Origin of the sequence: Hyphomicrobium zavarzinii ATCC 27496 (genome assembly GCF_000383415.1) — a bacterium.
Classification (GTDB): Bacteria; Pseudomonadota; Alphaproteobacteria; order Rhizobiales; family Hyphomicrobiaceae; genus Hyphomicrobium_C; species Hyphomicrobium_C zavarzinii.
The window spans coordinates 182,650-205,753 of the sequence record NZ_KB911258.1; the positions used below are offsets into that span (position 1 = coordinate 182,650).

The following is a 23,104-nucleotide window of genomic DNA, read 5'->3' on the forward strand; positions in this document are numbered from 1 at the left end:
GAATAAGCCAAATCGCGACAAAAATGCAAGCGCGGCAGTGCCGCAAGGGCAAGGCACCCCCTGTAAGGCCGCTGTCAGCGCGAGGCGCGTAAGTTCTCTTCGGAAAGGCCCTTTATGGCCTTCCGGCTGCGCTGGGCCAGCCGCCGCGTGATGGCGGCCGCTCTGTGGCGGGGTCGGCAACTTGCGAAGGGGTACCCCATGACTGGATCGGCACACTCGGAAAAATACCCGTTTACGATAATCGCGCTGCACTGGATGACGCTTCTGTTGATGGCAGCCGCGTATGTCACGATGGAGTTTCGTGACATCTTCCCGCGCGGCAGCGTCCCGCGCGATCTGATGAAAAGCACGCACTACGTGATAGGGATCACGATCCTGGCGCTCGTCGCCGTTCGCATCGCGGCCCGCTTCATGGTCCGGACGCCGCCGATCACGCCCCCCTTGCCGGCGTGGCAGAAGGTAACCTCGCGCGCCGTGCACCTCGCGCTCTTCGCCCTGATGATCGTGCTCCCGCTGCTCGGATGGCTGATCTTGAGCGCCGAAGGCGTGCCCGTCTCCTACTTCGGGCTCGAGCTTCCTGCCCTCATCGGCGTGGACAAGTCGCTCGCCGAAGGCTTCGAGGAGGCGCACGAGACCATCGCACGGATCGGCTATGGGCTCATCGGCGTACACGCGGCCGCCGCTCTCTTTCACCACTACGTCGTCCGCGACAACACGCTCGCGCGGATGCTCCCGCTGCGGCCGAGCGCCTGACGCATTGCTGCCGGGTGTCAGGTCGCGAGCCACTTCTTTTGCTGTCGCTGGAACGGGCGCTCCAGCCAGAGATGGATGAGGCACCCGGCCGCCACGACGGCCACGAACACGACGCTGGTCATCCAGAAGGAGCCGAACGGCGAGGCTCCCGTCATTTTCCCAAACACGCGCAACGCCACCGAAATCAGCAGGAGGTGCGTGAGATAGATAACGTAGCTGGCCTCCGCGAGCAGGAGAAGCGGCGCCGGCAGCGAGATCGCGAAGCCGAGCAAGCCGTACAGAATGAGGGCGCTGGCTACGCCTGCGCCCCATTCCTGTTGATTGCGCTGCCGGACAGCTCCTGCGCACCCGCGAGCCACAAGAACATCAATCCCAGACCAGCCGCAAGCAAGGGTACATGGAACGCATGTTGGCCGCGCAAGAACAGGCGGGCGATGATGGCACCAAAAAGGAATTCTACGACACCGCCGTAGAGAGTGAATGAAAGCCACGGGCTATGGGCCGCGCCCGTCAGGGCGTAGAGCTGTGCCGCCGCCGCCCACGCAATCATTGCCAGGAAAAACCCACGCGCGCCGAACCGGAAGAACGTCGCGCAGAAGACCGCGTAGAACAGCACTTCGATCGTGAGCGTCCAGGCAACTGGAATGATCTGGTTGGGAAAGGGGAAGAGTGCGATCGACGAGAGGGCACTGAGCGGGGTGACCTCGAACGAGACCGGGACCGAGAGCTTGCCGAGGGCATTTAGGAGCCAGATCCCGAGATAGAGTCCGAGCACGGCCCAGTAGGTTGGGAAAATGCGCAAGAAGCGCGAGACGGCAAAAGTGCGGGCCGTGAGGTTTTTCCGCGTTGCCGACGTGTAATAGATGATGAACCCGCTGATGACGAAGAACAGATCGACGCCCGCTTCGCCGTGCCGGAAAATCGAGTAGAGGGTTTCGTATCCCTGCTCGGCGGCCGTGGCCCAGATATGGAATGCCACCACCATAACCGCCGCGATCGCTCGTAGGAGTTGAACGGATTCGATGCGCGCCGGGCGGCGGCCGGATACATCTGTAGTGGCGTGAGTTCGGGTGGGTACGAGTTAGGAACCGGCGAGAACGGAATTTGCGCACTAGAGCGCGCTTGTTCCGTCGTCGTCCAGCAGGCGTCCCGATCTAGCTTGAAATCGGCCAGAACCGTGATGGTAATGCTTAGATTTCGATCGTCCCCTCCGACACGCGCACGGAGGAGCCTCCGATACGGACGGTGGTGAGCTTGCCGCCGTCCACCACCAGCGTCAGCACGATCTGGCTCGGCCGGCCCATCTCGTAGCCCTGCTCCACGATCCGCCTGTGCGTACCGTCCGGCAGGCGGTCGAAATGATGGACGATGCCCGCGAGCCCAACGGCCGCAGACCCGGTAGCGGGATCCTCAGGAATTCCGACCTGCGGGGCGAACATGCGGGAGTGGAAGGCGCTCGCCGTGTGCTCGCATTGGCGCGTGTAGAGGTAGACGCCCACGATCCCCTGCTGCTCGAACCCGCGCTCCCAGTGCGCGCCGTTGACGCGCGCGCGCCGTATCGCCTCGATGGAAGCCACGGGGACGAAGGCGAACGTGTTGCCCGCCGCGAAGCAGAGCGGCCTGTGATTTTCGAAGCCGATCTCGCTCGGGATGAGGCCAAGGCCGGCCGCCAGCACATCGTCGGGCGGCAGCACGCCGGCCTCGGCGGGCAGCTTCGGCGCATCGAACTCGGCGAAGGCCGGTGACCCCGCGCGCACCCGCGCGCCCACGCGCACCGTGCCGATACCCTGTTCCAGCACGATGAGCGCGTCCTGCTCGCCGTTGTGGATCGGCGCCTTGAGCTCGGCCAGCAGCGTCGCCGTACCGATGGTGGGATGCCCCGCGAAGGGCACCTCGCTGCGCGGGGTGAAGATGCGGATCTTGGCGGAATGGGCCGGCCGCTCGGAGGCCTGCACGAACACCGTCTCGGACAGGTTGAACTCGCCCGCGATGGCCTGCATCTGCTCGCCGGAAAGCCCATCCGCGTCGAGCACGACCGCCAGCGGATTGCCACCGAAACGGCGGTCGGTGAACACATCGAGCGTATAGAACTTGAGCGCCATGGAGCCTTCCTGAGAGCCGCGGAAACCCGGCGCCGCCTTGGGAGGGCACTGGGCACGTGAGAGCGCGCGCACTCTGCCTCATCCAATGCTCCGCTCCAAGCGGCGAGAGCACCTAGGCGGAAGTTTTCAAGTCCGGAAGGTCCCGAAGCAACGCCCGCGCATAGTCCGGCATGGCGAGTGCGGCAGAAGCCTCGCCAGGCGCGGTGAGCACGACGCTCGAAAGCTCCCCGTCGGGATCCGCCGCGATGAAGCGGCTTACCTCATCGAGAAGGGCGGGTCCGGACAGGTGGGACTGCCACGGCACCGCGATCGAGATAGAGGGACCCGCGAGTGTAACAACATAGCCGCCGCTGCGGCGGAGCACGCGAGCATCGAGCCCCGTTTCCTCGGTGATCTCTCTCAGAACGCTGCCCTCGATGTCGATCACCCCGTCCGGCCCCACGTCGCGGGGATCGATGAAGCCACCCGGCGGATAGCAGAGCCCCGCGTTGAGGTTGCCCGCGCGTTGCCGCCCAAGCAGCACATCCCCCTCGGCCGAGAGGATCAGCGCGGATCCGAAAGCGTCCATCACGCTGCGATCCTGCCAGCCGGTCTCGCGCCAGTAGAGGAAGCTCTTGAAATCGGTCCGTAGGAACCGGCCGGTCAGAAGGGCGCGGCCGGAGAGGGTGTAGTCGGCCAGGATATGGACGGTGCCGTTGAAGAAGTTCGGGCTTTCGTGAAGCCGGCGCTGCCAGTGGGCATTGATGTCCGCGGCATGGCTCTCCGCGAAGGCCCACGGTCCCTCCGACACCTGGAGCGAGACACGCTCCACGGTGAATACCCGTGTCTCATCGTGACGCCACATGCCGGATTCCGATCCATTCATCAGGAGGCTGGAGGCAATGCAGGGCGAGATAGCGGATCGGCAGGCCCGTGAAAAGACGGCCAAATGTGCCGCTTGGGTAACTGGGGCGGACCAATGGGCGATGCAACCTGAGCGGCGCAATGACCCGCCTGCGGACGGCCACTTAGGCTCCCGCAAGTCATTACAATGACATAAGGTCCGCTATGTGTTCGCCGGGTGGACCAAATGAGATCAGCCCTCGATGTTGCAGCGTGAGGATCAGAAGGGAGCGCGCCCGGGCGGCTCAGTCCGCGCGGCGGGTAGCCGCGCGCGAAGCGGGAGCCGGTGCAAGCACGTCTGCCTCGCGCTCGCGGGGCTCGTCGTTGCCGCGCTGCTCTCCGCGTGCGCGACGCTCGAGCGCCTGCCTGCCGTTCCGCTCGCGCTCGCGTCCGAGATACGACCCCTCGACATTCCCTATGCGCGTTTCTACGCCGACGGCGATCCCGCGCAGTTCCGTGCTCTCGCGTTCGAGGTAGTGTCGAAGGCGCGTGCGGCCCGCGCCGCCGCCGGACAGAAGCCGGACGCTTCGACCACCACCACGTTTCTCGCCATATCGGGCGGCGGCGACGACGGCGCATTCGGCGCGGGCCTGCTCGTGGGATGGACCGCCCGGGGAGACCGTCCGCAGTTCAGCGTCGTCACCGGCATCAGCACCGGCGCGCTGTCGGCTCCGTTCGCCTTCCTGGGCCCCGAGTACGACGACAAGTTGAAGAGCGTCTACACCGAGACCAGCTCGGCCGACATCTTCAACAAGGAGCCCATCCTGAGCATCCTCTCGGGCGATGCGGTGACCGACTCCACGCCTCTGAGGCAGCTCATCGCCAGGCACGTCGACCAGCAGATGATCCGGCGCATTGCCGAGGAGTATGACAAAGGGCGTCTGCTCCTGGTCGCCACGACCAATCTGGATCAGGCCCGCTCGGTGATCTGGAACATCGGAGCCATCGCAAAAAGTCCGGACCCGCGCGCGCGCGATCTCATCATCGAGGTGCTGCGTGCGTCCGCGTCCATCCCGGGCGCTTTCCCGCCGGTCATGCTGGACGTGACGGTGAACGGCAAGCGCTACGAGGAAATGCACGTCGACGGCGGTGCCATGACGCAGGCGTTCCTCTATCCGCCCTCGCTGAGGCTCAAGTCCGTCGAGCGGGTGGTCGGCACGGCGAAGCACAAAGACATCGCTTACGTGATCCGCAACGGGCGCCTGTTCCGGCCAGAGGAGCAGGTCAAGCGACAGACGCTGGCCATCGCGGGGCAGGCCATCGCCACTATGACGGCCTCGAACGGCGTCAACGATCTCTATCGCATCTATCTCACGACACAGCGCGATGGGGTGGAGTTCAATCTCGCCTATCTGGACGACGAGTTCGGAGTTCCTTATGTGGGGCCGTTCGACAAAACCTACATGAACACCCTGTTCGAGTTCGGTTATCGCAAGGGCGCCGCCGGCTACTCCTGGCACAAGGCTCCGCCGGGCTATCAGAACTGACTATCGAAGAAAGACAGATCCGGCATGAGCAGCGAGTCTCCCGGTCCTCCGCTCCATTTCGAGGACCTCCCCGTCGGGCGGCGCTTCATCACCGCGAGCGTGCGTCTCGACCTCGAGGCCATCAAGGCGTTCGCGGCGAGCTTCGATCCGCAGCCGTTTCACCTCGATGAGGAAGCCGCCAAGAAGAGCTTCTTCGGTGGTCTTGTCGCCAGCGGCTGGCACACTGCCGCGCTCACCATGCGGCTTCTGGTGACGAGCGGGCTGCCCATCGCAGGCGGTGTGATCGGCGCGGGCGGCGAGGTGCAGTGGCCCCGGGCCACCAAGCCGGGAGATGAGTTGAGAGCCGTCTGCGAGGTGGTCGCTGCGAAGGCATCCGCCTCGCGCCCGGAGCGGGGAATGGTGACGGTGAGGACCGAGACGCTCAATCAGCGAGACGAGGTCGTGCAGATCATGACGGCGCGTCTCGTGGTGCCGCGCAGGGCTGGCGCGACCGCGTCTTGAACCATCCGTATTGAGCCTGATTTCGACGATAGAACTGTTACACCATAGCATCAGGGCCACTTATTGGGCCTCACGGAAAATACGATTGGCCGGAACCGGGGCGCTTCGCTACCTTCAAGCTCAGAAGACCGGCGGCAGAGGAACCCGCCCCCAACCCAAGGAGATCACAACATGAAGACCTGGATGAAGCCCTCGGTTCGCGAGCAGGAAGTTGGCCTCGAGGTCACCTCGTATCTGCCGGCTGAGATCGACCTGATCTAAGCTCACGGCGTCGAATACGCCCTGCATTGAACGTGCGGCGGTCGCGGAAGCGGCCGCCGCTTTGTTTTGGGGAAGCCCTGACGAGCGTGCGCTCATCCGCTGGGGGTGAGGCTGCAGAAGAGCTTGGTCACAGGCTCCTGGCTCTCCCATCCCGCGCTCGCGCCGAGCGGCACGAAACAGGTGTCACCCGCAACGAAGGTTTCCTTGCGCCCCCTCCCGTCATCGAGCGTCACGCTTCCTTCGATGATGTGCATCAGCTCGTGACGCGCGAAAGGAACGGTTTTGCGCCGATAGGGCGTCGCGGACCAGAGCCCGGCCGTGAGCTGTCCGGTGAGATCGGTGAAGGCGAGCGCTTCCTTGCAGGAGGGCGCCGGTCCGGCGAGAAGCGCGGGGTCCGGGCCGTCGGCGGGAGTGAACGGTGTTGTTCGCTCGATCTTGCGCGCGCGGAGTGAAGAAGGGGCCGCGCTCGTCAATCCCGAGCTGTCGTTGTGGATGGCAAAGAACTTCTTAAGGTCGCCCTCCTGACGCCAGGAGCAGACAGTTCCCTTGGGTATGAAGAACGCCTCTCCGGCTGCCACATCGAGCGTGCTGCCGTCGGCGTGATCGATGCTCACTGCGCCTTCGAGCAGGATCATCACTTCGTTGGTGGACCACGGTCCCATGCGGCCCGTCATCGGCGAGCATTGCCAAACACCGATCATCAATCCCGTGGCCGCATCATCGAGCCAGAGGTAGCCGTATTGTTGCCCTGTTCCCGAGATCAGATCTGCGCTGGGCATCGGCCCCCAGTCCTCGAGCTCGCCTGATCCGAGCGCGGAGAGGCGCACAAACTCAGTCATTTTTTCTGGTCTCCAGGCCGGCGCGGGCAGATCTCGACGAGCAATGAGCGAGCCACCGAACAGTGTTCGATTTGCTTCGAATCCCGTGAGCAGGCACGTCGCGATTATGGTGCTCTGCGCCATGACAGGGATGTGAACACTATAGCAGTTATTTTCACTTTGCCTTGCGTCGCACCGGGTATTAACTCAACCGGCGTGGGGCAGACACAGAGAAGCAGGAAAAGGGGAAACGAAGTCGAGGGGGCCGGCATTGAGCTTGAACGTTCCGGCCGGGCAACTGAGCAAATGAAGCGTAACGGAGTAATCGCCTCATGAAAAACTCAGCCGCTCTTTCCAAGGCAGTCGCAACCGTCACGTACCTGCCGAAACGCGATCGGTCCCAGAACCCGGTCGAGCTGACTCCGATCCGCTATCCTTGGACAGAAGAGCTTGAGCTTCGCCGCAGAGCCGTGGCGCGCTGGAGAGGCAACGATACGGGCCTCAAGGAAACAATGATGCGCGACGTCTCGCTCTGATCGCGCTTTCTGATTTCACATTCTGCCGTGTGCAACACAAATCCGATGCGCGCCGAAGCGCGCATCGGAGGATCGTGGCGCGTCAATCGATCAGTGATGGCTGTGTCCAGTGGAGCTGCCGCTGCTGCTACCGAGCGCGCGGATCGGCAGCTTGAGCTCTATCACCGCACCGCTCTTGAACGTCAGCTTCACCGGTACCGTCTCGCCCGCCACGAGCTGTTTCTTGAGATCGATGAACATGAGGTGCATCCCGCCCGGCTTCAGCTCCGCGCTGCCGCCAGCCGGAATCTCGAGTCCCTCGGCGAGCCGCCGCATACGCATGACGCCGTCCGTCATGGTCATGTCGTGAATCTCGCCCTTGTCGGACACGGGCGTCTCGACGGAGACGAGCGTATCGGCAGCGCTCCCGCTGTTCTTGATCGTCAGATAGCCGGCCGCGACCTTCGCACCGTCTGCGGTTGCCCGTGACCAGCCGTCCTCGACGGCCAGCGAGCCGGCGGTTGCCGAGCCCGTGTCGGCGCCGCCCGTCGCCGCGCTCTTGGCGTCGCCCGCGATCTTCAGCACCGCGGCGGGGGCTTCGAGGTCATGCGCATCGACGCCGGGGCCCGGAACCTCGACCCACTTGAGCTCGCCCTTGGCGCAGAGCTGAGTGACCTTGAAATAGAGCGAGGAACCGGGATCGAGCTCCTTGGCGACGAATCCCGAGGCGACGAACTCGTCGTAGTAGGCGTCAGGCAGGTCGCCGCCCGACCACTGGATTTCCTTCACGCCCTCCTTCAGCGACTTTCCATGATAGAAGGCATACGTCTTCGCGTAAGGGCCGCTCACGGTGTCGATCTTCCAGCCCGCCTTCGGCATCGGCTTGACGCTGATGAATCCCTCGGGGATCTCGACCCGAACGGTATGGGTGGACGCGCCGTCGCAGCCATGCGGGATCTTGAGCACGGCTTTGTACGAAGTGCCGCGAGCCGCCTCGCTCCGCTCGAGGCTCACATGCGCATTGGCCGCGCCGCTGACGAGCGGAACCGCGAGCAGGGCCGTCGCGGCCGTGGAGAAAAGAGACGTTTTCAATGACATGGTGACCTTCCGACTTTCTAGGGGTATGGTGCTTGTGCATCTCGTGACCGGGTGATGTCGGCCCATGATGGTCTTTGCCTTCACCCATGTCATTGATCGTGGCTAGGCCCTCGAACAGGGAAAATTGAGCGCGCCTTGCCGCTGGCACGCGCGCTTCGGCCTCCGCCAGATCGTCCGCGATGCGCTGGGCGTCCATGTGAGGAACACCCGCTTCCTCGAGCGTGGATGCCGCCTTCAGCGGATCACCGCTGCAGAGAACGACAGTCCACCTTTTGGCTTCGCGCCGGAGCAGGGCGCGTCCGCCTCGCTCGCCTTGTGTCCAGCTCGCCACCGCATGATCGCCGGAAATGGCGATGGGATCGGTAACCACTTTGCTGTCGGGTTTATCCCAGGTTGATCCGATAAGAGAACGGATCTCGTGCGCATCGTCGTGCGCGAGAGCCGGCAAGGGGCTGTGGATGGCGCCGAGAACCGGGAGAATCAGCGCCATCCACGTACGCACAATCAGCGCCGCGAACGATCGGGAGGAGAGGTCGTGACGCTGAAAGCGCATATCTCTCACCACTTGACCTGCACGCCGCCGTAAATCGCGCGTCCCGTTCCGGGCTCGAACAGCGTTGACGCTGCGTTCGCCTGATCGATGATGCTCGCGCTGGCGATGTAGGCTTCGTCCGACAGGTTACGGCCTTCGATGTAAGCCGTGATCGGTCCGCCGTTGTCGAAGCCGAGCTTGGCGCCCCAGATGGCGTAAGCCTCCGTTTCGAGCGTGTTGGCGCTGTCGACGTAGTAAGCCTCGGGCACCCATTCCACGTTGGGTCCGAAGTAGACGCCCGACGGATGCTTGTAGAGCAGCTCCGCGCGCAGGTAGTGGCGCGGCGCGCCCGGCAGCTCGTTGTCGCCGAACGTTGCATCGTTGTCGAAGAAGAAATCGTTGAACGTATAAGCCGTGTTCAGCCACAGCTTGTCCGGATTGCTGCCGTCAACGAAGAGCGACTTCATCACGGCGAGGCCCAGGCCGAGCTCGATGCCCTGATGAACGGTTTTGTCGGCGTTGCTCACGTTGCAATTTCCGAATGCGCTGTAGAAGCACATGAGCTCGTTGTCGATGTTGGCCCGGTAGAGCGCGACATCCCAGCTATAGTCCTCTGTCGCACCGCGCGTGCCGATTTCATACGTCGTGGCCCGCTGCGCCCGGATGTCATAGAACGGAATGACCGTCGGTCCGACGTTCACGCTCTCGCCGAAGCTCGGGACCTCCGCACTGCGCGAGATATTGCCGAACACCTGCCATTGACGCGTGACATCCCACACGATGCCACCCTTGGGGCTCCAGAGATTGAACTCCGTCGATCCGCTGACCGCGCCGAGATGCGCATCGCGATCCCGTTCGGCATGCAGGAACTGGGTTCCTGCGATGAGCGCAACGTTAGGCTGCACGTAGAAGTGGTTCTCGAGGTAGGCACTGAAGTTGCGCGCCGTGTCGTCGGCGTCGACAGCGAGGGCGCCTTTCCGGCCCAGCACGTTCACGTACTGCTTGGTATCGATCGTTCCGTTGTGCAGGTTGACGCCCGCGATGAGCCGGTTTTTGTAACCGCCGATGGTGCTCTCGTCGGTCAGCCGGGCAAACCCGCCGTAGTCGTCATAGCGATAGTCGAGCCACTGGAAGATGGGATGCATGAGGTGGCGGTCGACGTTGAAAGCGCCGAGTTCGAGAAGGGTGCCGGGCGCGAGCCGGATGGCTGTCTTGTTTGCGATGCGCACGGTGTCGATGTTGCGCTGATAGTCGCGATCGACGTTGTCATTGCCGTTGCCATCGAACCCGAAGCCCGGCCTGACGAATGCCCCCTTGGGATTGGTGAGAGCTTCCTCTCTCGTCACGCTGCCCGGAATGCGCTGGTCCACGCTGGTGGCGTTGACGTAGAAGCGGGTCTCCACGTTTTGCGACAGGCGGTAGCCCACGTTCATGGCCCCGCGCACGCTCTCTCCGTCGCTGTGGTCGCGGAAGCCATCCTGCTCCTGCCACGTGCCGGTGATGAAGTAGTCCGCTGCGCCGTACACCCCGCCGGAGCTCACAGAGAGCTTGTGGAAGCCGAAACTGCCGACGTCGATGCGCGCGCCGAACAGATCGGAATCATAGCCAGTCGGCATCACGAAGTTGATGGCGCCGCCGAGCGAGTTAGCGCCGAAGCGCATCGCATTGGCGCCCTTGAACACCTCGATGTAGCGATAGGCCGTGGGATCGATCTCCTGGAAATCGCCGTAGCCATCCGCCGTGTTGATCGGAATGCCGTCCATGAAGAGCTGGATGCCGCGCAGATGGAAGTTGCGCGAAAGGCTCGAGCCACGGATCGAGATGCGGCTGTCCTCGCCCCACTTGGGCTGCACCCACACGCCGGGAACATAGTCGAGCGCGTCTTTGATCGTGACGGCTGGAGTGGACGTCTTGAATGCGGTGTCGGGCACAACCTCGACCGCGCCCGGCGTGAGCTGAATGTCGGCGGTGGCTTCCGCGGTCGTGGGCGAGCTGAGACTGCCCGAGCGGGTGCCGGGTGCCGGGAGTGAGGCCGAATCCGTCGGCGGCGCGCTGGCGGAGGTCTGCTGGATGGGGGCAGGTGCCTGCTGCGGCTTGGCCTTCGCCGCCTTCTTGGCGCTGCCCTGAGAGGTCGTCACTGTCACGGCAGGAAGTTCGGTGACAGGCTTGGCGGTTTGCTGAGCCACGGCTGGCGTGCAGAACGCAGCAGCCGAAAGCGCCGCGAGAGAGCAGGCCGTGGGAACGGAAACGAAAAGCCGGGACGAAGCCAGCGGGCGGAACGGCGATGTCATGACACTAAGTCCGAATTGAATCTGCGAGGAGAGGTCGTCGTGCACCGGAAACGGACGCAACGCGAACCACTGTCGGACGCTCTAGCGAGCGGGATCAGATCAAGACGGAGGGAGGACCACGCGCGGATGTCGCGCCAGGTTTCGGCGTTTCGGAGAAAAGCGCGACCGCGAGCGTGTAGGTGATCGCGGCATACTCGGCCTCGCTCGCAAGGCTTTGCGATGCGGCTTCAGCGAGCGCTGCGGCGCCTGTGGAGGCGAACGGGCAAATCCCGTTCTCAACGTGCTGCGGCTTCTGCGGAGATGAAGGCTCGTCGTGATCCACGCTCAAGAGCTTCTGGCCCGCGCTCGTGCAAATCACGATCTCGAGCGAGCCATCGGCGCTTGCGGCCTGCACCATGAAGCCCATCGGCAGCAGGCTGCGCAGAGCCACCACCAACAGCAGAAACACGGTTATCGGCGCGCGAGTAAGCACGTAGCGAAGCCTTTCCATCTCGCCGTCGGAAGTGAGCCTTAGGGCGAGCCGGGTCACGGTAAGGGCCAAGCCCTACCTTGGCAAGCGACCGAATTACGCACGTACCAACTACGCGTGTTTCCAAAGCCACAGGGAAGCGGCCCCGTGTCGGCGCCATGTCGGCACCAGGGAGACTGGCGGGCTGGTGCAGAGCAAGGCTATGATGAAAGAAAGATGATCTGAGCAAGATGAGAAGAATGCGATGACGTCATGGAGATCGGCCCGGCTTTGGCTGGGATTTGCCGCTGCTGCGCTCGCGGGCATGTCTCTCGCACATGCACAACTCGCCGACATGCCGGCAGAGGTCGACACCGCGCTCATCGTGTCGGTCGACGTCTCCAATTCGGTGGATGAGCATCGCTACAAGCTGCAGATGGAAGGCATCGCCAAGGCGCTCGAGGATCCCGAGGTGCTGAAGGCCATACTAAACGGCCCTCAGGGCGGCATTCTCGTCTCGATGGTCACCTGGGCCGACAAGCCCCGCCTCGCGCTCCCCTGGCAGCGCATCTCGAATGCTGCCGATGCGGCCGCCGTCGCGGCCAAGGTGCGGGCGCTCCCTCGTCAGACAGGTGAGTTCACATGTCTTTCGGGCATGCTGCGCACGATCTCCGACAAGGTCGTTCCGCAAATTCCCGCCAAGGCCCTGCGCATCGTCGTCGACGTCTCGGGAGACGGCCGCGAGAACTGCAACCCGGACGAGCCGCCTGCGAGCGTGCGGGATGAGCTGGCCGCCTCCGGCGTGACCATCAATGGCCTGCCGATTCTGGAAGGCGACGAAGGGGCCACGCTCGAAGGCTGGTATCGCGAGAACGTCATGGGAGGGCCGGGCTCGTTCATTCTGCCGGCCAACGGGTTCGGCGATTTCGGCCGCGCCATCCGCCAGAAGTTCATGATCGAGATAAGCGGCCAGTTCCCCCGCAAGGAAGCGCATCTCGCGCACTGACGCGCCGGGGAGCTTGCATGTGCTCTCCGGGCGCTGTGCCTTGATCAGGTGTCATTCAAACCAGCGGGCTGGCATTTCCAGCGCCGCACCTGCCACTGCGGGTGCTCCTCCATCCACTGCGCGAAATACGGCGGAGCGGCCATCGCGCACTGAAGCGTGTCCATGTCCACGTCGAGCGGGATCTTGAAGTCCCGGCACTGGCCCGGATCGGCCACGAGGCAGGCAGAGAGTATGATGCTGATCATGCTTTGATTTCCTCTGGGACGGGCCGGTTGAAAGAGGCCGCCGGTTGAGCCCGGCGGGTCCGATCCGCTCCCGGAGAATACGCGCCGCCCGCCGCCACGGATCGGATGGCGCACAAATATTTCGGGCGGGGACCGAAAAGGCGCCCGCCCGAACCTGGAAACAGAATGTTGAGCGCGGCCTAGGCCGTGAGCAGGATCTCGCCCTTGCCGATCGTCGCGCGGTCGCCGGCGAGCTTGCGCACCATCGGCGGCAGAGCCTTGGGAGCGAGCGCGCCCAGCGTCTCCGCCACATAGCGCGAGAGAATGCGCAGGATCACGGGGTCGATGCGCCCGCAGTCGGCGAACGTCGGAAGCAGTTCGTCGACCGAAGGGCCGATCAGCGTGCCACGCCGCAGCAGCGGGCCGGGACGGGGACCGAAGCCTGCCTCCGTCCAGAGCGTGCCGCCCACCATGCGCGAGCCGGCAGCCGGGCCGAACTTCCCGCGCGTCACCACCATGCCGCGCCGCATCCGCTCACCGGCGCGCTGGCCGATGTTGCCCTCGACCACGACCGTACCCCCGAGGAGGCCGAAACGATCGCCCGGGCGCGTGCCGCCGAGGAAGTCTCCGGCGGAGCCCTTCACGTGGACGAGACCGCCCGTGGCCGTGGACGCGAGGTAGCTGCCCGCATCGCCCGCGATGACGATCTTGCCGCCCTTCATGCCGCGTCCGGCATGATTGCCGACGTTGCCTTCGACCGTGATCGTTCCGGCGTCGAGGCCCGCACCCACATAGTCGAGCAGAGGCGAGGCGCCCGAGATCGCAATCTCGTCGCCCGGCGTGCCGGAAACGGTGAAGAGATCGCCGACACGCGGTGCGTGCGCGCCGTCGCCGAGCACGATCTGCTCGATAGCGCCGTTCGAAAGCCCCGCGAGCTTGCTCGGAATGAGCGCGGAGAGGTTGACCGCCTGCTTCGGTGCGGAGAGCAGGGTGAAGCTCAGCGTGCTCATGGCAGCAGATCCTTCAGGTGATAGTGATGCTGTCCGAGCTTGCCGCCGTAGTTGCCGGCGGAGACCCGCGTGACGCCCTTGGCGGCGCCGATTTCGATGATGGTCTTGAGACCGGCGCGCATCGCGTCGGCGACAGACTTCGAGGTGAGGCCATCGATGACGATCTCGAGCACCGCGATGGTATCGGGGCTGCACTCCGTCTTCACCGCGCCCTTGAGCGTGGGGCAGAAGGCGTCGTTGGTGGAAGCGATGGCGCCCTTGTACTTCGACCCCACCTTGGAGCCCGAGCGCACGATGCCGCCGGGGAACGGCGTGATCACATCGTCCACCTTGGCAATCGCGGCAACGGCCGCCTCTGTCGCCTCGAGAAGTCCGGCCCGGTCGCGGCCGAGGATCAGCAGATTGCCGCCGCCGACGGCTTCCGTCGTCACGCCGCACTTGTCCTCGATCACGAACTCGCCGTCCATGACGGGAACGCGCCAGAAGCGCCGCTTGCCGAGCTTCTTCGCCGTCTGCCAGCCGTCGCCGAAGAAGCGCGGACCGGAGGCGAGGCCCATCTTGGTCTTGCTTTCGAGACCGTTGTAGCAGGCCGAGCCGGGGCTGGTCAGCACGCACTGGCCGACGCGGTTCAGAAGCTGCGGGACGAGCGCGTCCGGCGAGAAGCCGAACATCAGCACCCGCACGCCGGGCCGCCCGTCAGGCGTCTCCGAGGGCGACAGCTCGCGGTCGATGCCGCATTCCGCGCCGCAACCGATGACCGAGGTGCCGAACCCGGTCATTACCTGGGCGGAGATCATCGCCCACTTCGGCGTATCCGCCGTGATCACGAGTCCGAGTCCGCTCATGCCGAAAGCTTCGGCGAAGGTGTCGTCGATCGTGACGCCGTTTCTTGTCATGGCGCTCATTGTCAGGAGGTCCTCGGTCCGCACGGCTGAACGATGACGCAGCCGCATTCCCCACCGGTATGGCCGCAGTTGCTGTCGACGATCTCCTGGTCGGAAAGACGGAAGTTGTCGAGCTTCACGGTATGATAGCGTTCGAAATACTCACGCAGCGGCTTCTCGATGGCGCGGTCGTACTCGGGCCGCGCCACGTGGGTGGCGCCCGCCACGACCTTTACAACCTGTCCGTTGCGCACGATCAGCTCACCGTTCTTGAACACGAACAGCGGCGTCTTGAACATGGCCTCGCGGTCGGCGAGGTCCTCGTACACCGTGATGTCGGCGGTGGCGCCGGCGCCCAGGTGTCCGCGGTCCCGCAAGCCGAGGCTCCGCGCCGGACCCGCGCGCGTCATGATCGCGATCTCGTAGAGCGAGTATTCGCGGTCGAGCGACTTGAGGATGGTCGCCGCCTGTGCGCCCGGATGCAGCTTCTCCAGCATCTCGTTGCGGAAGGTGCGGTCCATCAAAAGCCGGATGAGGTGCGGATAGTAGTAGAACGGCGCGCCGTTCGGATGGTCCGTCGTGAGGAAGATGCGCCACGGGTCGTTGACGAGGAGGAACAGCTCGAGGCCGATCGCCCACTGCAGCGCGTTGACGTAGCTCTTGTCGCGATAGGTCATCGGCACGACGCCGCAGCCATTGTCGCACTCGATGTCCATCACCACCCACTTCTTGGGGTCGGCGGACTTCGTGTTGCCGTACTGGCGCATGCTGTCGCCGGATGCGGTGCACGTCTGGCCGAACATGATCTGGCCGATGTCGATGGAGACGTTGCTGTGCTGGTTCAGAAGCTCCGCGATCTGCGGCGCGCCCGACGAGAACTTCATATCCCCTTCCGTGCCGTAGCTGTGGAACTGGATATGCGTGAGGTGGAGCGGCAGACCTTCCGCGGCCCGGATCGTCGCCAGCGTCGAGTGCATGCTGCCCGGAACGCCGAGGTTGCAGCCGTGGATGTGAATGGGATGGGGAACGCCGAGCTCCTTCATGCCGCGCGCCAGCGTGAGGATGATGTCGCGCGGGGTGAGGCCGTAGAACTGGTGACGCTCGTCGAGGTCGAGCTGGCGCTGGTTGAACTTGAAGGCGCTGATGCCGCCCGGGTTCACGATCTTGACTGCCAGCGCCTGCGCTGCGTGCATCGTGAAAGCGATATAGTCCTTGATGAACGAGAAGTCCTTCTTCTGCGCGAGCGAGCGCAGGAAGAAGTCGTCGTTGCCGAGCATCACGAACGCGCCTTTGTCGATCATGGGCGTGTCGCCCATCTCGAGGTGCGCCTGGCGCGCGTTGGCGGGCAGCATCGCGGGCTCGAACGCCGCCGTGTAGCCCATTTCCGCGTAGCGGTAGCCCGTAGTCATCGTCGAGGGAACCGCATGGCCGCAGCCGGAGCGCGTGAGATCGGTGCGCGCGACTTCGTGGCCCTGATGATCCTCGGGGAGCAGCATGCGCCCGATGGTGACCTTGCCGCCGCCGATATGGCTGTGCGGATCGATGGCGCCAGCCATCACCGTGCGGCCCTGGAGCGAATACTCCTGGTCGATCTTGGTGCCGGGCGGCGGAGCGGCGACGATGCGTCCGTCGCGGGCGTAGATGTCCCGGACCTCGCCGTTGACCCCGTTCGCGGGGTCGTACACGGTTCCGCCGGTGAACTTGATAAGCATCTTTTTAGGTCCTCGAGGCGGGATGTCTAAAGGGCGAGTTCGATGGCTGCGAGAACGTCCGCAGCCTTGGGCAGGCTCGAACGGCCGAGGTCGCGCAGCGGCAGCGAAACGACGTTGTCCACGCGGATGATGCGCCCGCCATGGTCCACGCCGGGCGTGCCGATGGGAATGTACACGGCCGGTGTGCCGTTGAGCTTGATGCCGGGCGTGCCGAGCACGATGGTCGGGATGCTCGCGGGCGGGGGGCCGAGATCCGGCGTGAACGAGGCGAGCCACACCAGAAGATCGCCTTCGCCGCCGGCCAGCATCTTCGGGATCGCATAGCGCGTGAAATCGTAGTCGGGCTTGCCGCTCGAGAAGCTCACGCGAAGCGGATAGCCGCTCTGCCACGAGCAGACGGCGCCGGCCGAGATCGCGCCCTCGTTGCCGCCGAGCGCGAGGCCCGCCGCACGGCCCTTGACGTTGAGATCCTTGACGAGGTCCGAGACGGTGTTGACGACGAGGTCGGCGTTGGGGAACGCGAGGCTCGGCGGAGCCCAGACGAACACGGGATAAGCGGAAGCCTTGCAGCGCTCGGAGAGCGCGCGGATATCCGCAGTCGGCACACCTGCGACGCTGTCGGCGCCGACTGGGGTGCCTTTGATCTCGGCAGCGAGTGCGGATACGACCTCGTCGATGCGCTCGAGCTCGCAGGGAAGCGTGATGACCTCGCCGATGCGCGGACCCTTCACGCCCGACTGATCGAGCCCCTTGCCGATGAAGTAGACCGTGCGCTTGGCCGGCGTTTCCGTGAGCAGCGACTGCTCCACGTTGACGATGCGCTCGAAGAAGCGCGGGTGAAGCTTCTGGATGTCGCTTCCCACGACGATGATGACGTCGGCGCGGTTCCGCGTCTCGGTGAGCGTCGTCATGATCCAGCCGGTCGTCTGGAGCACCCGGAAGTTCCGGTACTGGCCCTCGGAGAGGGCGTGATCGACGACGCCGCCGGACTTGTCGGCCAGCGCCATCACCGCGCGGATGCCATCCACGTCGGTTCCGAGACCGCCGTATAGCGGCAGCGAGGATTTGCGGATCAGGTCGGTTGCCGCCCGGATCGCGGTCTCGATATCGACATCCCGTCCGTCGACCTGGGGACGTGCACCGTCGACTTTGCGCTCGAAGCCGGCGACGGCCTTTTCGCAGCCGTTCTTCGCCACCTTTAAGCCGGTCTCGTCGCGTACCATCTCGAGATCGTCACAGACGAGACCACAGAAGGGGCAAGCGACGTCCGTAATCGCGTTGGACTTCGGGCTGTCGCCCGGGCCCTTGGCTTGGGTCCAATTCGTCATTGTTGAGGTCTCGTGATTTGATTTGGCGCGGAACAAAAGCATGGACGGCCGCTCAAAACAACATCGGAAAATGCTGCGTTGCGGGGTGGCGAATGCGCGCATCGATTGCGTAGGATCATTCTCTTCCCTATTGTCCGGCGCCGGCGCGCGATCGCCAGCCCAAGACGGAATCCCGGAGGACTGCTGATGGTTAGATTGTTTGCTTCATTCCTGGCACTTGTAAGCCTCATGCCGCTAGCTGCAATGGCGCACGGACCCTCGCGACAGAAAGTCGTCGAGCAGATCGAGATCAACGCGCCCGCGGACAAGGTCTGGGCCGTCGTCGGCAACTTTCAGGACATGAGCTGGCATCCGGCTGTCAAAAAGACCGAGGGCAAGGGCGGCAACGATGTCGGCGCGACTCGGACCCTGACGCTCGATGGTGGCGGGCAGATCTTCGAGAAGCTCACAAAATACAGCGCCGAAGGCAAGACGCTCTCTTACGAGATCACCGAGGTCGACACGAAGGTTCTGCCGGTTTCGAACTACGCCGCGCATCTCACCGTCACGCCCGATGGCGACAAGTCGAAGGTGGAGTGGAAGAGCGCATTCTACCGCGGTTACGTGAACAACGACCCGCCGCCGGAGCTCAACGACGAGGCCGCTGTTAAGGCCATCACCGGCGTGTTCCAGGGCGGCCTTGCCGGGCTCAAGAAGAAGCTGGAAGGCGGCTGATGCCGGCCAGCCGGAGCGGAGCAAGCGACGAAACGAGCCAGACGCCGGGTCCTGCCCGGCGTCTGGTTATCGCCGCTCTCGTAACGGCGCTGATGCAGATCACCCAAGCGGCCGGCGCGGCCGCTGACCCGGTCAAGGCCCGAGAGGCTTTCGTCACCAACCAGACGGGCGATTCGCTCTCGGTGGTCGACCTCGCGGCCGAGAAGGCGGCCCCGGCAATTCATATCGGAGGTAAGCCGGCGGGCGTTGCCATGTCGCCCGATGGGCGTTTCGCCTACCTCACCTCTCCAGACAGCAAGGAGCTCGTCGTCGTCGATGCCGATGCGCGCACGCTCGTGCGGCGCGTGCCCGTCGGGCAGGGGCCTCTCGGCATCGCCGTCCATCCCGCGGGCGATCGCGTGTTCGTCGCAGACTGGTACGAGCACAAGCTTTACGCCGTCGATCCCGCGGCCGGAAAGATCAAGGCGAGCGTCGAGGTGGGGCAGTCGCCATCGGGCGTCGCCGTCACCGCGGATGGCGCGCGCATCGTGACGGCCGATCGCGACAGCAACGAGATATCCCTGATCGACGCGGAGACCTTCACCCGGACAGGACACGTGACCGTCGGCGAGCGCCCCTTCGGCGTCACCGTGGATCGCGAGGGCAAGCGGGCCTACACCGCAAATGTGGGAAGTGACAACGTCAGCGTGGTGGATCTCGTGGCCGGCAAGGTCGTGGGCACGGTCAAGGTCGGTCGCCGCCCCTACGCGGTCGCTCTGGCCGGGGGACGCGGGTTCGTGACCGACCAGTACGGCTCCACGGTCACCGTATTCGATCTCGAGACGCTGGCTGTCCTCAAGACCATCGAGGTCGGAGACTACCCGGAAGGCATCGAGGCCGACCCGAGCGGTGCGGCGGTCTACGTCGCTTGTTGGGAGTCCAACACGCTCGAACGGATTGATACGGCAACTCTGGAGGTAACGGCCCGGATTCCGGTCGGGGACGGCCCCCGCGCCTTCGGCTTGTTCCTGAGATAGCCCCGTTTGGACGGGCTGCCCGAACCTCGGGCAGGCGCCTCCAGGCCGCCCGAAAAGACAGCCTTTCCGAGATTTCATGTTCGGGAAGATTGCCGGGATGTGGCTGCCGGCGTTAGAAGAACTCCCAAGAAGGCTGCCAGAATGGCGCCCAAAAGGAGGAAAACGGGACCATGTTGAATTTCGTTCGCGTGTCGGCGCTTCTCTGCCTGACGTTGCTGCCGTCCGTCACGCTCGCTGCCGGAGAGCACAAGGCAGTGGACATTCTCTTCGAGACCCGCCAGCTCGATCTCATCGAAAAGGGCCGCGAGGTCACCTACCGCTTCGAAAGGAGCGGCTCCGACGAGCGCCTGGTCGGCAAGAACTACGCGGACGACATTCGTCTTGGCGTCGCGAAGGTGGATGACAAGGGCAGCCGGGATGTCGTGTTCCGCGTTTTCACGGGCGAGAACGCCCGCGATCCGCAGAACTGGCCTGAGCTCACCATCAACCCGCTCTTCATCTGGTATCTCGACCGCGCCGTCGCCACCTTCAACACGCTGGCGGGCGGCAACCAGATGTACTTGAAGGCGAGGTTCCGCGAAGCGTTCCGCGACAAGGCCAAGGTCGAGGAGATCAAGTATGACTTCGACGGAAAGTCCGTCGATGCCTACAAGATCACCATCGCACCCTACGCCGACGACGCCAACGCCAAGAAGATGCAAGGCTTCGAGAACTCGCGGTTCACCGTGATCGTCAGCGAGCAGGTGCCCGGCTATTTTGTCGACCTCCAGGCGAGCTACATCAGCACCGAGGCGGCCGGCCCCAAGCTTGACGAGCAGATCAAGGTCGTCGGAATGGGAGAGCAGAAATGACGATGAGAAAGTTCGCTCTTGCGCTCGCGGCTGCGACCGTCGGCATCGTGGCGGCGGGTGCCGTCGCTATCGGCGAGGAATGCGCGGAGAAGACGACGAGCAGCAGCCTCGTCAACGACTATCCGACATTCGCCCGCGCCGACTACGTCTACGGCTGCATGATGGTCAACGGGCAGGGCCGCGACATCCTCGAGAAGTGCGCCTGCTCCATCGACGTGATTGCCTCCGCGCTTCCTTACAAGGAATACGAGGAGGCCGAGACCATCATGTCGGTGCGCCAGCGCGGCGGCGAGAGCGTGGCCTATATGTACGCGCCCGCCATGCTCGAGAAGATCAAGAACCTGAAGCGTGCGCAGGTCGAGGGTGAGATCCGCTGCTTCTGATCGGGTCTCGCGTGCCGGAATGAAAAAGGGCGCCCTTCGAGGCGCCCTTTTTTTGATCGCAGAGCCTATGCGCGCAATCAGGAGCCTTTCGGCCCCGCCTGTCCCTTGAAGGTGCGCCCGTCGGTGTCCTCGGCCGTAACAACCAGTGTTTCGTCGCCGCCCGGAGCGTACGTGAAGCGGATGTTCGGATCCTCTGAAAGCGAGATGCCGCCTTCCATGCGGAACACGCGCTCGCCGCCGCGCTGCACCTCGATCACACGCAGGAATTTCGCGGGAATGTAGTATCCGGTCGCCTGGTTGAGCTGCAGGCCCGAGTACTGCGGATGGCGGATTTTGAGCTGCCCTTCACGCTGCCCGTCTGCGGTGTTGGCGAGCACCTTGATCTGCATTTTGCCGGCTTCCGCGAGCACTGCGTCGGTGTCCTTGAGAGCTGGCGCGGAGCATCCGCCCGCGGCCTTCACGAACTTCGTTGCCATCAGAAGCTTGCCGTCGTTGGTTTCGACGATGGCTCGAACGTTCGAATACATGTCGATGCGCACACGCGTTTCGAGCACGCGCTCGCCCGCACCCGCAGCAGGCCCGAACGTGAAATCGGCGACCAGCGGAGCCGGGTTCTTGTCGATCACGAGCATCAGTTTCTTGGCCGTCGCGGCCGTTGCCGCGGGGAGGCGAACCGTAAGCGGAACGAGAGCGGCATCCTCCGCCCGGTAAGGCGCCTCGAGCGTGACGGCGCGGGTGTCTTCCACCGCTTCGCGCGCGCCGAATAGGTCCTTCTGAAGTGCCGGCCAGATGTCTTCCTCGTCTGCGGCGAGGGCGCCGGTCCAGCCGCCCGCAACGACGAGTGCCGCGGCAACGAGCACCTTGAGACTGCTGAGACGTGTCGTGAAAGCGCGGTGAACCATTGTACGTCCTCCGTTTTGGCGCTTGGTGCGCCTTGCTTCTTGTTGAGCGGGACTACTCCCACTCGAGTTCGGCGAAAGCCGCAGAGACGTTGCGGACATGATAGTCTTCGAACAGGCTCCACGCACTCTTTTCGGAAAGTCCGACGCTTTCGGTTGCCTCCGAGAGGGTGCGATTGGCCTTGATCATCGCGCGGATCTCGTCGGCGATGACCTGTAGATAGTGACGAAGCGGCGCCGCCGCATCCGGCCACGGCATCGACGGGCCTCCGTGCCCCGGAACGACGCGCTGGATCGGCTCCTTGGTGAGCGTGTCGAGTACCGCCATCCAGCCCAAAATCGAGCCATCGAGCGTCGGCGCGTGCTCTGAAAACAGGAGATCGCCGAGAAAAACCGTGCCGGTCTGGCGGTCGCGCACGATGAGATCGTTGTCCGTATGTGCGGTCTTCTGCGGCTCGAGCAGGATCTCGCGCCCTCCGAGATCGAGCACGGTCGGCGTGCTGATCGCGAGCGTGGGAAGCACGATCTTGGTGCCGGCGAAAGCCTCCTCGCCAAGCGCTTCCTTGTTGATCGAGAGGTACCGATCCGCCCGTGCGCTGAGGCCGCGAGCAAGCTTGTGATGGCCGACGAAGGCCGGCTGATCGGCTTCGAAAGCCGCGTTTCCGAACACGTGGTCCGGATGCATGTGCGTGTTGATGACGTAGCGGATCGGCAGCGGCGTGATCGAGCGGATGGCCTGGTGAAGACGGGCCCCGATACGGGCGCTGCCGCCGGTGTCGATCACCGCCACGGCCTCCCGCCCGACGATGAAGCCGGCGTTCGAGATGTCGCCCTCGTTGGCCGGCGCGTAGAGCGCAATCTGACCTCTGTGAGCATAAACCCCGGGCGCGATTTCGGCGACGAATGACTCCGGAGAGACCTCCGATCGCGTGTCCGCAAACGCCGGACGCCAAGCGGCGCTGACAGAGGATGCAAAAAGCGTCAAGAGGCCGGGGACTGCCCGAAGCAGGGTGCGGCGGTCGAAATCAGCCGAAGGGGACGGGGGCATCAGAGCTCAACCCATTGAAGAAAATGGCTTGCCGTGGGGTCCAGAGAGCGGCTGGACGGGTTGCCGCGGGCGCACCAGACGCGCGGGCATTTGTCTCAGTTAGCTCAGGAAAAAATACCCAAAACTCAACGCTTTACAAGGGAGAAAATGGCATTTTGCATGAAATTGAGGGCAAAAATTATTCACATAAATTATCTTAAGTCAATAGGTCAACGGGCCATCTTGTGCGGGGAAAATCTAGGCGTGCGACGCACCATTTTCTGCCGCAGCGCAAAAAACATCGATAAAACGGCCCAAAAAATGGGTCAGAATGCTTGTCCTATCGGTGTTGCAAGAAAAAT

General features: G+C 64.0%; 25 protein-coding genes and 1 pseudogene. 10 read left to right on the forward strand and 16 right to left on the reverse strand.

The features are described 5' to 3' along the window. The first annotated feature begins 198 nt into the window (after positions 1-198). The gene (locus F812_RS0111980; protein WP_026868076.1) at positions 199-753 is read left to right on the forward strand and encodes a cytochrome b; all 555 of its coding nucleotides are present in this window, start codon (positions 199-201) and stop codon (positions 751-753) included. Positions 754-770: 17 nt separating this feature from the next. On the opposite strand, the gene F812_RS0111985 is transcribed toward F812_RS0111980, so the two are convergent. The 4 genes from F812_RS0111985 to F812_RS23700 all read right to left on the reverse strand — a co-directional run bounded on the left by F812_RS0111985 (position 771) and on the right by F812_RS23700 (position 3,699). After that, positions 771-1,112 (reverse strand): hypothetical protein, encoded by a 342-nt coding sequence (locus F812_RS0111985; protein ID WP_156827397.1) that lies wholly within the window; start codon positions 1,110-1,112, stop codon positions 771-773. After that, positions 1,049-1,738 carry an acyltransferase family protein gene (locus F812_RS25500; RefSeq protein ID WP_020086222.1) on the reverse strand — a complete coding sequence of 230 codons (690 nt, stop codon included), beginning with the start codon at positions 1,736-1,738 and terminating at the stop codon, positions 1,049-1,051. The genes F812_RS0111985 and F812_RS25500 overlap by 64 nt, the downstream gene beginning before the upstream one ends. A gap of 205 nt (positions 1,739-1,943) precedes the next feature. Then, positions 1,944-2,855: a PhzF family phenazine biosynthesis protein gene (locus F812_RS0111995; RefSeq protein ID WP_020086223.1), complete on the reverse strand. Its 912-nt coding sequence runs from the start codon at positions 2,853-2,855 to the stop codon at positions 1,944-1,946. A gap of 112 nt (positions 2,856-2,967) precedes the next feature. Beyond that, positions 2,968-3,699 carry an NUDIX hydrolase gene (locus tag F812_RS23700; RefSeq protein WP_198011190.1) on the reverse strand — a complete coding sequence of 244 codons (732 nt, stop codon included), beginning with the start codon at positions 3,697-3,699 and terminating at the stop codon, positions 2,968-2,970. Positions 3,700-3,940: 241 nt separating this feature from the next. On the opposite strand from F812_RS23700, the gene F812_RS23705 reads away from it, so the two are divergent. The 3 genes from F812_RS23705 to pqqA all read left to right on the forward strand — a co-directional run bounded on the left by F812_RS23705 (position 3,941) and on the right by pqqA (position 5,986). Continuing rightward, positions 3,941-5,224, forward strand: coding sequence for a patatin-like phospholipase family protein (locus tag F812_RS23705; RefSeq protein ID WP_020086225.1), 1,284 nt, complete (start codon positions 3,941-3,943; stop codon positions 5,222-5,224). A gap of 24 nt (positions 5,225-5,248) precedes the next feature. Then, positions 5,249-5,725, forward strand: coding sequence for a MaoC family dehydratase (locus tag F812_RS0112010; RefSeq protein ID WP_020086226.1), 477 nt, complete (start codon positions 5,249-5,251; stop codon positions 5,723-5,725). Positions 5,726-5,896: 171 nt separating this feature from the next. Next, on the forward strand, positions 5,897-5,986 hold the full coding sequence (pqqA, locus tag F812_RS23710) for a pyrroloquinoline quinone precursor peptide PqqA (RefSeq protein WP_020086227.1): 90 nt from the start codon (positions 5,897-5,899) through the stop codon (positions 5,984-5,986). Between the two features lie 92 nt (positions 5,987-6,078). On the opposite strand, the gene F812_RS25505 is transcribed toward pqqA, so the two are convergent. Further along, entirely contained in the window at positions 6,079-6,825 is a 747-nt protein-coding gene (locus tag F812_RS25505) for a cupin domain-containing protein (protein WP_020086228.1), read from the reverse strand. A 311-nt stretch (positions 6,826-7,136) separates the two neighbouring features. On the opposite strand from F812_RS25505, the gene F812_RS0112025 reads away from it, so the two are divergent. After that, complete coding sequence (locus F812_RS0112025) at positions 7,137-7,340, forward strand: hypothetical protein (protein WP_020086229.1); 204 nt, start codon at positions 7,137-7,139, stop codon at positions 7,338-7,340. A 90-nt stretch (positions 7,341-7,430) separates the two neighbouring features. Here the strand turns inward: F812_RS0112025 and F812_RS0112030 are convergent, their stop codons facing one another. The 4 genes and pseudogenes from F812_RS0112030 to F812_RS0112040 all read right to left on the reverse strand — a co-directional run bounded on the left by F812_RS0112030 (position 7,431) and on the right by F812_RS0112040 (position 11,730). Continuing rightward, positions 7,431-8,417 carry a DUF1775 domain-containing protein gene (locus F812_RS0112030; protein WP_020086230.1) on the reverse strand — a complete coding sequence of 329 codons (987 nt, stop codon included), beginning with the start codon at positions 8,415-8,417 and terminating at the stop codon, positions 7,431-7,433. Between the two features lie 118 nt (positions 8,418-8,535). After that, positions 8,536-8,970 (reverse strand): annotated as a pseudogene (locus F812_RS27295) (copper uptake system-associated protein); the annotation flags it as partial. Positions 8,971-8,975: 5 nt separating this feature from the next. Further along, positions 8,976-11,240, reverse strand: a complete 2,265-nt coding sequence (locus F812_RS0112035; RefSeq protein ID WP_020086231.1) for a TonB-dependent receptor family protein — start codon at positions 11,238-11,240, stop codon at positions 8,976-8,978. 94 nt (positions 11,241-11,334) lie between these two features. Then, positions 11,335-11,730, reverse strand: coding sequence for a DUF2946 family protein (locus tag F812_RS0112040; RefSeq protein WP_020086232.1), 396 nt, complete (start codon positions 11,728-11,730; stop codon positions 11,335-11,337). Between the two features lie 223 nt (positions 11,731-11,953). Between F812_RS0112040 and F812_RS0112045 the strand changes: the two genes are divergently transcribed. After that, positions 11,954-12,694, forward strand: coding sequence for a DUF1194 domain-containing protein (locus F812_RS0112045; protein ID WP_020086233.1), 741 nt, complete (start codon positions 11,954-11,956; stop codon positions 12,692-12,694). A 44-nt stretch (positions 12,695-12,738) separates the two neighbouring features. Here the strand turns inward: F812_RS0112045 and F812_RS0112050 are convergent, their stop codons facing one another. The 5 genes from F812_RS0112050 to F812_RS0112070 form a co-directional block, all read right to left on the reverse strand. Next, positions 12,739-12,939 (reverse strand): hypothetical protein, encoded by a 201-nt coding sequence (locus F812_RS0112050; protein WP_020086234.1) that lies wholly within the window; start codon positions 12,937-12,939, stop codon positions 12,739-12,741. A 179-nt stretch (positions 12,940-13,118) separates the two neighbouring features. Further along, positions 13,119-13,928, reverse strand: a complete 810-nt coding sequence (locus tag F812_RS0112055) for a formylmethanofuran dehydrogenase subunit C (protein WP_020086235.1) — start codon at positions 13,926-13,928, stop codon at positions 13,119-13,121. Continuing rightward, entirely contained in the window at positions 13,925-14,833 is a 909-nt protein-coding gene (gene fhcD / locus F812_RS0112060; protein ID WP_020086236.1) for a formylmethanofuran--tetrahydromethanopterin N-formyltransferase, read from the reverse strand. Before fhcD ends, F812_RS0112055 begins: the two co-directional genes overlap by 4 nt. A gap of 2 nt (positions 14,834-14,835) precedes the next feature. Next, complete coding sequence (locus F812_RS0112065; RefSeq protein WP_020086237.1) at positions 14,836-16,524, reverse strand: formylmethanofuran dehydrogenase subunit A; 1,689 nt, start codon at positions 16,522-16,524, stop codon at positions 14,836-14,838. Between the two features lie 26 nt (positions 16,525-16,550). Then, positions 16,551-17,852 carry a hypothetical protein gene (locus F812_RS0112070; RefSeq protein WP_020086238.1) on the reverse strand — a complete coding sequence of 434 codons (1,302 nt, stop codon included), beginning with the start codon at positions 17,850-17,852 and terminating at the stop codon, positions 16,551-16,553. A gap of 183 nt (positions 17,853-18,035) precedes the next feature. Here F812_RS0112070 and F812_RS0112075 point away from each other — a divergent pair, with 183 nt between their 5' ends. From F812_RS0112075 to F812_RS0112090, 4 genes are all read left to right on the forward strand, one after another. After that, a complete protein-coding gene (locus tag F812_RS0112075; protein WP_026868079.1) occupies positions 18,036-18,566 on the forward strand; it encodes an SRPBCC family protein in 531 nt (176 codons plus the stop codon). Then, a complete protein-coding gene (locus F812_RS0112080) occupies positions 18,566-19,582 on the forward strand; it encodes a beta-propeller fold lactonase family protein (RefSeq protein WP_020086240.1) in 1,017 nt (338 codons plus the stop codon). The genes F812_RS0112075 and F812_RS0112080 overlap by 1 nt, the downstream gene beginning before the upstream one ends. Positions 19,583-19,752: 170 nt before the next feature. Then, a complete protein-coding gene (locus F812_RS0112085) occupies positions 19,753-20,433 on the forward strand; it encodes a hypothetical protein (RefSeq protein ID WP_020086241.1) in 681 nt (226 codons plus the stop codon). After that, on the forward strand, positions 20,430-20,816 hold the full coding sequence (locus F812_RS0112090; protein WP_020086242.1) for a hypothetical protein: 387 nt from the start codon (positions 20,430-20,432) through the stop codon (positions 20,814-20,816). Before F812_RS0112085 ends, F812_RS0112090 begins: the two co-directional genes overlap by 4 nt. Positions 20,817-20,893: 77 nt before the next feature. Here F812_RS0112090 and F812_RS0112095 read toward each other — a convergent pair whose 3' ends face one another. Both F812_RS0112095 and F812_RS0112100 read right to left on the reverse strand, forming a co-directional pair. Next, positions 20,894-21,718, reverse strand: a complete 825-nt coding sequence (locus F812_RS0112095; protein WP_020086243.1) for a quinoprotein dehydrogenase-associated SoxYZ-like carrier — start codon at positions 21,716-21,718, stop codon at positions 20,894-20,896. Positions 21,719-21,770: 52 nt separating this feature from the next. Next, positions 21,771-22,763 carry a quinoprotein relay system zinc metallohydrolase 2 gene (locus tag F812_RS0112100; RefSeq protein WP_020086244.1) on the reverse strand — a complete coding sequence of 331 codons (993 nt, stop codon included), beginning with the start codon at positions 22,761-22,763 and terminating at the stop codon, positions 21,771-21,773. Positions 22,764-23,104 lie beyond the last annotated feature (341 nt).

Coding starts and splice junctions, on each gene's coding strand:
- pqqA (WP_020086227.1), top strand. CDS start 5,897: ATGAAGACCTGGATGAAGCCCTCGGTTCGCGAGCAGGAAGTTGGCCTC.
- F812_RS0112080 (WP_020086240.1), top strand. CDS start 18,566: ATGCCGGCCAGCCGGAGCGGAGCAAGCGACGAAACGAGCCAGACGCCG.
- F812_RS0112065 (WP_020086237.1), bottom strand. CDS start 16,524: ATGCTTATCAAGTTCACCGGCGGAACCGTGTACGACCCCGCGAACGGG.
- F812_RS0112070 (WP_020086238.1), bottom strand. CDS start 17,852: ATGACGAATTGGACCCAAGCCAAGGGCCCGGGCGACAGCCCGAAGTCC.
- F812_RS0112095 (WP_020086243.1), bottom strand. CDS start 21,718: ATGGTTCACCGCGCTTTCACGACACGTCTCAGCAGTCTCAAGGTGCTC.
- F812_RS0112040 (WP_020086232.1), bottom strand. CDS start 11,730: ATGGAAAGGCTTCGCTACGTGCTTACTCGCGCGCCGATAACCGTGTTT.
- F812_RS23700 (WP_198011190.1), bottom strand. CDS start 3,699: ATGTGGCGTCACGATGAGACACGGGTATTCACCGTGGAGCGTGTCTCG.
- F812_RS0112010 (WP_020086226.1), top strand. CDS start 5,249: ATGAGCAGCGAGTCTCCCGGTCCTCCGCTCCATTTCGAGGACCTCCCC.
- F812_RS0112035 (WP_020086231.1), bottom strand. CDS start 11,240: ATGACATCGCCGTTCCGCCCGCTGGCTTCGTCCCGGCTTTTCGTTTCC.
- F812_RS0111995 (WP_020086223.1), bottom strand. CDS start 2,855: ATGGCGCTCAAGTTCTATACGCTCGATGTGTTCACCGACCGCCGTTTC.
- F812_RS25505 (WP_020086228.1), bottom strand. CDS start 6,825: ATGACTGAGTTTGTGCGCCTCTCCGCGCTCGGATCAGGCGAGCTCGAG.
- F812_RS0112085 (WP_020086241.1), top strand. CDS start 19,753: ATGTTGAATTTCGTTCGCGTGTCGGCGCTTCTCTGCCTGACGTTGCTG.
- F812_RS0112045 (WP_020086233.1), top strand. CDS start 11,954: ATGACGTCATGGAGATCGGCCCGGCTTTGGCTGGGATTTGCCGCTGCT.
- F812_RS0112025 (WP_020086229.1), top strand. CDS start 7,137: ATGAAAAACTCAGCCGCTCTTTCCAAGGCAGTCGCAACCGTCACGTAC.
- F812_RS0112030 (WP_020086230.1), bottom strand. CDS start 8,417: ATGTCATTGAAAACGTCTCTTTTCTCCACGGCCGCGACGGCCCTGCTC.
- F812_RS0112055 (WP_020086235.1), bottom strand. CDS start 13,928: ATGAGCACGCTGAGCTTCACCCTGCTCTCCGCACCGAAGCAGGCGGTC.
- F812_RS0112090 (WP_020086242.1), top strand. CDS start 20,430: ATGACGATGAGAAAGTTCGCTCTTGCGCTCGCGGCTGCGACCGTCGGC.
- F812_RS23705 (WP_020086225.1), top strand. CDS start 3,941: ATGTTGCAGCGTGAGGATCAGAAGGGAGCGCGCCCGGGCGGCTCAGTC.
- F812_RS25500 (WP_020086222.1), bottom strand. CDS start 1,738: ATGGTGGTGGCATTCCATATCTGGGCCACGGCCGCCGAGCAGGGATAC.
- fhcD (WP_020086236.1), bottom strand. CDS start 14,833: ATGAGCGCCATGACAAGAAACGGCGTCACGATCGACGACACCTTCGCC.
- F812_RS0112100 (WP_020086244.1), bottom strand. CDS start 22,763: ATGCCCCCGTCCCCTTCGGCTGATTTCGACCGCCGCACCCTGCTTCGG.
- F812_RS0111980 (WP_026868076.1), top strand. CDS start 199: ATGACTGGATCGGCACACTCGGAAAAATACCCGTTTACGATAATCGCG.
- F812_RS0112050 (WP_020086234.1), bottom strand. CDS start 12,939: ATGATCAGCATCATACTCTCTGCCTGCCTCGTGGCCGATCCGGGCCAG.